Source organism: Nostoc sp., from assembly GCF_036917775.1.
Taxonomy (GTDB): Bacteria; Cyanobacteriota; Cyanobacteriia; order Cyanobacteriales; family Nostocaceae; genus Nostoc.
In genome coordinates this window covers 95306-104079 of sequence record NZ_JBALEQ010000116.1, presented here as the reverse complement: position 1 = coordinate 104079, position 8774 = coordinate 95306, and the positions used below count along the sequence as shown (strand labels likewise).

General features: G+C 41.2%; 6 protein-coding genes. 1 reads left to right on the top strand and 5 read right to left on the bottom strand.

Features of this window, described 5'->3' with window-relative positions:
- Positions 1–1159: Shedu anti-phage system protein SduA domain-containing protein (locus V7K69_RS24470; protein ID WP_335039130.1), on the bottom strand; the 1159-nt coding region annotated here is incomplete at its 3' end.
- A 351-nt stretch (positions 1160–1510) separates the two neighbouring features.
- On the opposite strand from V7K69_RS24470, the gene V7K69_RS24465 reads away from it, so the two are divergent.
- Positions 1511–1666 (top strand): hypothetical protein, encoded by a 156-nt coding sequence (locus V7K69_RS24465; RefSeq protein WP_335039128.1) that lies wholly within the window; start codon positions 1511–1513, stop codon positions 1664–1666.
- A gap of 172 nt (positions 1667–1838) precedes the next feature.
- On the opposite strand, the gene V7K69_RS24460 is transcribed toward V7K69_RS24465, so the two are convergent.
- The 4 genes from V7K69_RS24460 to V7K69_RS24445 form a co-directional block, all read right to left on the bottom strand.
- Positions 1839–3107, bottom strand: coding sequence for a bifunctional sterol desaturase/short chain dehydrogenase (locus tag V7K69_RS24460; protein ID WP_335039126.1), 1269 nt, complete (start codon positions 3105–3107; stop codon positions 1839–1841).
- A 149-nt stretch (positions 3108–3256) separates the two neighbouring features.
- Positions 3257–4201, bottom strand: coding sequence for a fatty acid desaturase family protein (locus V7K69_RS24455; RefSeq protein ID WP_335039124.1), 945 nt, complete (start codon positions 4199–4201; stop codon positions 3257–3259).
- Between the two features lie 108 nt (positions 4202–4309).
- Positions 4310–4933 (bottom strand): Uma2 family endonuclease, encoded by a 624-nt coding sequence (locus V7K69_RS24450; protein ID WP_335039122.1) that lies wholly within the window; start codon positions 4931–4933, stop codon positions 4310–4312.
- Between the two features lie 560 nt (positions 4934–5493).
- Complete coding sequence (locus V7K69_RS24445) at positions 5494–8772, bottom strand: efflux RND transporter permease subunit (protein WP_335039119.1); 3279 nt, start codon at positions 8770–8772, stop codon at positions 5494–5496.
- Positions 8773–8774: the final 2 nt, after the last annotated feature.

The following is an 8774-nucleotide window of genomic DNA, read 5'->3' as shown; positions in this document are numbered from 1 at the left end:
AATTAGTTTGGTGTCTGCTTCTTTTGAACTCTAACTCTTTGATGTCAATGGGTTTTACTTTCTTGTAATTTGCGATCGCCCCGTGGTCGATTACACTGATTGTGTTACCAGCAATTATAATACAATGAGGGTTAAAAACATCAAAATACTCTTTAGAATGGTTAACAAGACGATCATAATCTTTAATCAAAAAATCCCGACTTGTTAATAATTGACTGACAGAACCTGATATTTCACTAGAAATCGCATAGACTTCAGACCTATATTCACTTCTAGCAAGAAGTTGTGTTTTAGGTGTTTTAATTTCTATCAATGCCGTATTTCGTGTTAGTTTATTTACCATAAGAAAGTCAATAACTTTGCCACCTCTATTTTCTATTCCTTTTCCACCTACATAAGCCTTTGAACCAAGTATAGTTACTGGTACAGAAAAAATTTGTGCAAGTATCAAGGAATGTTTTTCCAGCAATTTATGCCAAAACTCTTCTTCAGAATTTTCCTTATTTTTTTCCCATATTTCAAGAATCTTTTTCAGATTATCTACACCAACTAAGATATTGAGTAATTTCTGAGCTTCAGTTTCTCGAATATTGTCATCTTTTTCTTCTATATTGGTAACAATTTCTGATATTTCTTTTGATATAGTAAGTAGTTGCAAAATTGTATTAAAAGCGTTGGGAGCAGTAACTTTTTTTTGTAATGTAGTTGTTATTTTGGTAAGACTTCTACTTACACTGAAAAGTGGGTTTAGCCTCTCTCTTTGTTTCTGTAATGGTTTCCAAATATAATCAATGTCTTGAAAAAATACTTCTCTAAATACACTTTTAGTATGGCTTTTGCGATGTGTTTCAAATTTTTCAGATATAAGAGTTGCAGCAATATTAACACTATCTGAGATACAATCTAATGCAGGAACATAACATTTGCATTTACTTAAAGAATCAGTATTTATATTGAGTTTTAAATCGTCTTTTAAAACTAATTCCACAAACTTAACTTTAACTGATGTGCTGTTTATTAATCTAATGTTTAATGGAACCTGAATATTTTTTCTATCAAGAGAATGAAGATGATTATGTAGCTTCTCATCAGTAGTACTGGAATTTACGTAAACCCATAGCTTAATCTCTTTTTTGAAAAAATCAACTTTGTTTTTCATTTTTAAAAATACTTATTTTAAGAGTTCTGAATACCAATAGATATATGTAAATTTTAGATATTATTTTATCAATCATGCTCATGTGTCAATAACATGACTTGGCAAATATAATTCCTATCTACATAAACAAAACCCGTCTTCACAGGTTGAAAAATCTTGTTTTTAGTCCACTCAAATTGACTTCGTTTATATAGCCACGTATCTTTCAGGAGGACGAAGGTATCTTTCTAATCTCCAGAATTTTTGTAATTTCCAAAATTAAAGTATCATAAAATATTGTATTATAAATTTATTCACTATGCCAGCTAGAGTTATCTTTAACAAGTAGCAGCAGGAGAAAGTATTATTACTATGCAAGCAGATAAACCTATTGCAGAAATTAAACCAGTTTCACCCATTTCTCAACAAATTAGGCCTTATGGCTTATGTGCTGGGGAGTTCATTGTTCCAGATGATTTTGATAGTCCCTTACCTGAAGAGATTTTGAATAGTTTTGAAGGGAAATGAAACAGAATAGAACAGCCTTTATATTTTAAAAGTCCATAAGAGTATGCTTTTTTCACCATTAAATAATCAGCACTCACTTGGAGCGATGGCTGCGGTGCGCTACTCCTATGCAAAAATACACGCACTAAGGGGCAATTCATGAATTGCCCCTACCTGAAAATAAGGGTTTTGGCTATTGTTTGCGTAAGTCCTGTTTACTTTTCGCTGTTCGGCTGAAGACTCGATAGTATAGCGACGTACTAGTTTCTTTTAAGGGAAACAGCAGATAGGTGAGAGGATTTATTGCCACAATAATATTGCGGAAGTCGCGCCGCGCAAAAAACAAGATGGCACGGGCAACTTGCTGTGCAGACATAACACCATAGGGATTAAGTTGACTCTTAAACGGGCCAAGAATTAACTTGCGAATTACACAATCCCCATCTAAACGCTTTAGGGTAACAATATCACCTAGCGATCGCTTGCTGAGTTCATAAAGTGGACTCAGCGCGGGAGAAACCTCAGCCTCAGAAGTGTTTACCCAGATTTCCTTGGTTGCTTTTGCTTGTGGCCCGGTTACAGTTGTCGAAAATATATCCATCAACCGCAATGCTGAAAAGGTATTCACCTCATAAGAAGAGTTGATAGCCTCCGATGTACGGCTGGCGTAGACATTGATTCCGTGGTTGATAATTAAAATATCTACTTTCTCTAAACTATTCCTCAGTTCGGCTTCATTACCTAATTGCCAAGGAACCACTTTCACCCCAACTTGCTCTACTAATTTTTCTGGATTAGTGGTTAATGCCACGACTTTAGCATTATTCTTTACCAGTTCAGCCGCCAAAGCTTGCCCTAACGCTCCTGATGCTCCGGTTAAAGCGATGGTTTTCCCCTTGAGAGACAGTCCTGTACCCAGAATTTTATCAACTAAGGGAAAGACACCACTGTAGTAAGCGTTGACATCATCAAAATGATGCCGCCAATGGTAAGAACGATTTACCCACCAAATGGATGGAATTGTTTCTAAAGGGCCGGGTAGGTGGTTGTAGTCTGTATCAATTTTTCCCTGGAAATACCGCACAGATGCGCCATATAAGAAGGTAGAACCATAAGCTACTCCCAGCCATAAACCCAATTGTTGGACAATTAAGGCAACGGCGACTAATACCACCAGCAGTAGACTCGATTCTAAAATGTCGTGATAGAGTTGCGATTCTTGGTAAATTTTCATGGAAACTATCGATAAATCTCGGCGATAGGCCATGTGGTGCTTGTTGTGCCATTTAGCAAGCCAATTGACTTGGTGACACAAAGCATGGTAAGTGTCTCTCAAGACCTCAGCAAGCAAGAGTGAAAAAAGTGCCCAGCTAGCAAACTGTATGCCTGCATTTAACCAAACCCAATTAATTTGTAATCTTGCCTCAATTCCCATCAAGTTTTCAGCTAGCATTTTTATCATATTTGTCTATACTCGTTTTTATTAATCATTCTTCATGATCTGACAAAGGTGCGTTAAGGTCGAGTCTAGAGCAAATTAAAATCAAAGGGAATGGGAAATGGGAAATGGGGAACAAAGAGAATAAGTAATGCCCAATTACGAATTACGAATTACGAATTAGTTATGATATCCCAGTTGACTTTCACATAGCCAGGTTCAATGTGGGTAAAGTGTTGGCTCAATTGCTGATGTGCTTTTGGTAGAGCGTGAAAGGGAATTGATGCGTACAAATGATGTTCTGCATGAAATGGCATATTCCACATGAAAAATCGCACAGGCCAAAGGGTTAGGGTTGTGCGCGTATTTGTGAGCAGATTAGCGTCAAGAGTGCAACCTGTATGTTCTGCTAGCAGAATGAAACGGAGAATCGGCTGACCAATAAGCACGGGTAGCAGCCAATACAGGAAAAACCAAGGCTGACCAAATACAATTGAGATTGCGATCGCACTTACATAAATACCTAATTGCCATCGAGTAGAGTGAATAACTTCGGCTCGTGCGGCTTCTGGCACAAACGGAAAATCGTCAAATTGACCAATCGCCACCTGAAAATGCCCGCTTAATTTACCCCGCCACCACGGTAAACCGCTAATTATCAACAAGTATTTACCCAGATTACTCGGTTTTAGATCGGTTAGTTCGGGATCTTTGTCAGGAACGCGAGTGTAGCGATGATGCCATTTATGATAACGACGAAAGAATGTGCTGTTGTAAAATGAGAGCAAGCCGGAAAACCAAGCTACAGCATCATTTAATCGATTGTTAGCGAAAGCCGTTCTGTGAACGCATTCGTGCATCGGTGCAAACATGGAAGCCAGACTGAAGCCATAGATTACCAGTGCTGGTATAGCCAGTGACCAATTGCCAAAGTTCGTTCCCCACAGGTAGCCACTGCAAATCATGACTGTGAGGTGCAAAGCCAGTTGAATTAGCCCTTTGGAGTTGGAGCGATCGTTTAGAACACTTAACTCCTGTACACTGAGAATTTGACAGAGGTTTTGCTCTTTATTAGCTTTGTCATCCAATAATTCAGCTTGAATAATTGCGTCAGACATAATTTTAAGTAGGTCGGCGTGAATAGTTGCGCGTGGGTTGCCTTCTAACTTCTCAATTCTGACTCTTGACTCCTGAATTTTGATCTAATTTTAATAGATGCTGTGAATTTAGCTGACTATACCAGCACGAAAAACTTGTTCTGCGGTTAAATTCAACTCTGGGAAAGTTGGTGATTGGATACGGTCATTACCTCGAAATTTATTAATTAGATACTCACCTTCTTCTAAACAGCAAACCAAAATAGTAGGTTGTTTTGGCTTACCAATAAATTCCCGACCACCCAATGCGGCATAGTCCACAATCCAGTATTCAGGAATTCCCATTTGTTCATAGTCAGCATATTTTTTGTGGTAATCATCACGCCAATTAGTACTCACTACCTCCACCACTAGAGGAATGGATACAGCTTGGCTTACAGTAGATGTTTTTTTCCATAGAGGTTCATTTATTAAATTAGGCTGATTTAGGATAAGGACATCTGGTGAATAAGCTGATTCGTTTTCAAGCGGTTTGACGAATACTGTTTTTGGGATGAAATAAGGAAGATTTAAACGACTATATTCTAAAGTGATTTTTGTGGCTAAAAATCCTGTAACCTCTTCATGGTCGCCTGTTGGTTGTGCCATCTCAACAATTACTCCATCATGGAGTTCATAATGTCTTTGTGGGTTGTCTGGGTACTGAGCAACAAATTCATCGAATGTAATTAGTTTGCGTAAGGCTTGAGTCATGGCTTTATTCCTCTAAGCAAAACTGTGAGCGTGAAGGAGGCAGGGGGAGAAAAAACTTATTTTAAGCGTATTGCAATTCTAGGGTTTATTCAGCCTTTGAACTCCGTCAACGAGTGTTTGAACTGAATGAATCCACCTTTTATCTCCGTTAACGAGTATTTGAACTGGATAAATCCACCTTTTATCTCCGTCAACGAGTATTTGAACTGGATGAATCCACCTTTTATCTCCGTTAACGAGTGTTTGAACTAGATGAATCCACCTTTGATACTCATTAACCTAGCTCTTGTACGGAATATTATACTTCCTTCAATCTCAAGTGCCATACTACGGCACATAAAAAACTCCCCTCTAAAATGAAGGGAGTCAAGAGTTAGTGGTTATAAAGCAATACGGTTCAGTTAAGGCTAAAACTTTGTTATCCAAGTTAATTTTTTAACGAACCGCCAAGGCGCAGAGGACGCAGAGAGAAGAAAGAGAGGGAAAAAATTGCTTAACTGAACTGTATTGGATTATAAAGAACAAATCAACCAAGCGTTATTTGTTCAGTTGGGTGAGTGTCAAATTGGCTGTTTGCGCCAACTGCGTTTTTTCATCTTGGTTTGCCAAGACTCCATGTAGGTGTAAAAAACGGGTGTTAAATAAAGTGTGAGGAACTGCGAGAATACTAACCCCCCAACAACTGCTAAACCAAGGGGACGACGTGTATCTGCTCCGGCTCCCAAACCGAGGGCAATTGGTAAAGTTCCCATGAGTGCTGCCATTGTCGTCATCATAATTGGACGAAATCTCACCAAGCAGGCTTCATAGATAGCATCATAAGGGGTTTTGCCGTTGTGACGGGCAACGATCGCAAAGTCAACCATCATAATCCCGTTTTTCTTCACAATGCCAACTAGCAGAATGATGCCGACGAAGGCATAAATATTCAAGTCAACTTGAAACAGCAACAGGGTCAGTAGTGCCCCAAATCCAGCAGAAGGTAAGCTAGAAAGGATTGTTAACGGGTGAATGAAGTTCTCGTAGAGAATCCCCAACACGATATAAATCACCAAGATGGCAACCAGCAGTAGTAGTCCTAAACCCTGAATCGAAGATTGGAATGCCTGCGCTGAACCTTGGAAGCCTGTACTAATAGTAGGTGGCAGTGTTTGACGGGCAAGTTCCTCAATTTTCCCAGTGACGTTACCGAGTGAAACTCCTGGCTTGAGGTTAAAGGAGAAGGTGACAGAAGCAAGCTGCCCTTTGTGGTTGATAGTTAAGGGGCCTACATCTTTGCTCAAGGTGGCTACGGCGTTGAGTGGCACAAGTTGTCCACTAGGGGCACGAACTGAGAGTAAATCTAGGGCATTGGAATTTTGCTGATATTTTGGTTCCACGCCCATAATTACTTGATACTGGCTATCGGGGGCGTAGATGGTAGAAACTTGGCGAGTACCATAAGCATTACTCAGAGCAGTTTCGATTTGATTGGCGGTCAAACCTAGAGCTGAAGCTTGGTCGCGGTTGATGTCTACTTTTACTTGCGGATTTTTGATTTGCAAATCGCTGTTGACATCTTGTAAATCTGAGAGCGATCGCAATTTCTCTTCTAAAGCTGGGGCGTATTGGTAAAGTTCCTGGATATTGGGAGTTTGCAGAGTAAATTGATACTGTGCTTTTGTCTGTTGTCCACCCACATTAATCGCTGGGGGATTTTGTAAGAATACCTTAATTCCAGGCACAACTGACAATTTCGGTCGGAGTTCCTGAACAACTTCATCAGCACTGAGACGGCGTTGATTGCGGGGCTTGAGTTCAATTAAAAGCCGTCCCGCGTTGGCGGAAGCATTTGGGCCACCAGCCCCGACACTGGAGTTGATGGAATCGACATTAGGATCGCGATAAGCGATCGCAGCTACAGCCTGTTGATGTTTTACCATCTCATCAAAGGATATATCCTCTGATGCCTGAGTTGTTGCCGTAATTTGTCCAACATCTGCGTTGGGAACAAACCCTTTAGGCACAATAATAAATAGATATACTGTCGCTACAAGAATCGCTCCCGAAATCACCATCGTCGTGCGGTGATACTTGAGTGATTTTTTCAAACTCCAATCGTATCCGCCCAATATCACATTAAAAACGTTTTCCGAAAAGTTGTAGAGACGACGGTTAAAGTTTTGAATTTTGGATTTTCGATTTTTAATTTTGGATTGAGAATTAAGAATTTCTCCCTCATCTTCCCCTGCTTCCCCTGCTCCCTCTGCTTCCCCTGCTCCCTCACTCTCTTGTTCATGATGAGGTGGACTCAAGAATCTGGAACATAGCATTGGTGTCAAGCTGAGGGAAATTACGCCAGATACCAAGATTGCAACACTGATGGTAACGGCAAACTCACGGAACAGCCGCCCCAGAATGCCTTCCATGAAAAGGATCGGGATGAATACTGCTACCAGAGAGATGGTCATAGATAAAATTGTGAAACCAATCTCTCTAGAACCATTTAGGGCTGCTTCCATGCGGCTTTCGCCCATTTCCATGTGGCGGACAATATTCTCCAGCATGACTACCGCATCATCTACCACGAAACCCACTGAAAGGGTCAATGCCATCAGTGATAGGTTATCGAGTGAGAAGCCCAGTAGTACCATGACCCCAAAGGTCGCTACTATCGAAAGCGGTACTGCCAAACTGGGAATGACTGTAGCAGAGATATTGCGAAGAAATAGAAAGATTACCAGCACCACCAACGCGATGGTGAGCAATAGCGTGAATTGTACATCATCCACCGACTCCCGAATTGATTGGGAGCGATCGTAGAGAATATCCATATTCACAGCCGCCGGAATTTGTGTCCGAAAGGTAGGTAACAGTTTCTTGATTGCATCTACTACTTGAACAGTATTAGTTCCCGGTTGGCGCTGAATTGCCAAAACGATCGCCCGCACGCCAGAATTTTGGACTTCGGCTCCGCTCGGTCGAACGATTTTGGATTTCTCCCCAGCGCTTTTACTCTCTTTCTTAACAGGAAAATACCAACTCGCAATCTTGTCATTTTCCACGCTATCCAGGACTTGACCGAGTTCTCCTAGCTGCACTGGTGCGCCGTTCTGATAAGCCACACTTAGGGAGCGATAGCTGGCGGCATCGTTGAGTTGACCGTTTGCTTGAATCGTAGAATTTTGCTGCTTACCGTAAAGTGTCCCCGTAGGCAGATTGACATTTCCGTTAGCGATCGCATCAGCGACTTCATCGATTCCTATACCTTTGACACTCAGCGCTTCCGGGTCAAGCTGAATTCGTACCGCGTACTTTTGGGAACCAAACACCTGCACTTGTGCTACTCCATCCACCATTGACAGGCGTTGTGCCAGCAATGTTTCAGCGTACTTATCTACAGTTGAGAGGGGCAGAATAGACGAATTGAGGGAGATGTAAAGGACTGGCTGATCCGCCGGATTTACCTTTCGATAAGATGGCGGATTAGGCATATTTGTCGGTAACTGCTTTGCTCCCTTAGCGATCGCAGATTGGACATCTTGGGCTGCACCGTCAATATCTCGATTCAGGTCAAATTGCAGCGTTAGTTGTGTAGTACCCAAAGAACTGGTAGAGTTCATCGAACTCAATCCCGCAATGCTCGAAAACTGCTGCTCTAAGGGAGTTGCGACTGAGGCAGCCATCGTTTCTGGACTAGCTCCGGGCAGATTAGCTGTTACCTGGAGCGTTGGATAATCCACATTGGGTAAGTCGCTAACAGGTAGCTGTTGGTAACTGATTAGTCCAAATATCAAAATGCCAACCATAACTAGAGTCGTCATGATTGGTCGCCGGATAAATAGCTCGGAAATGTTCATCT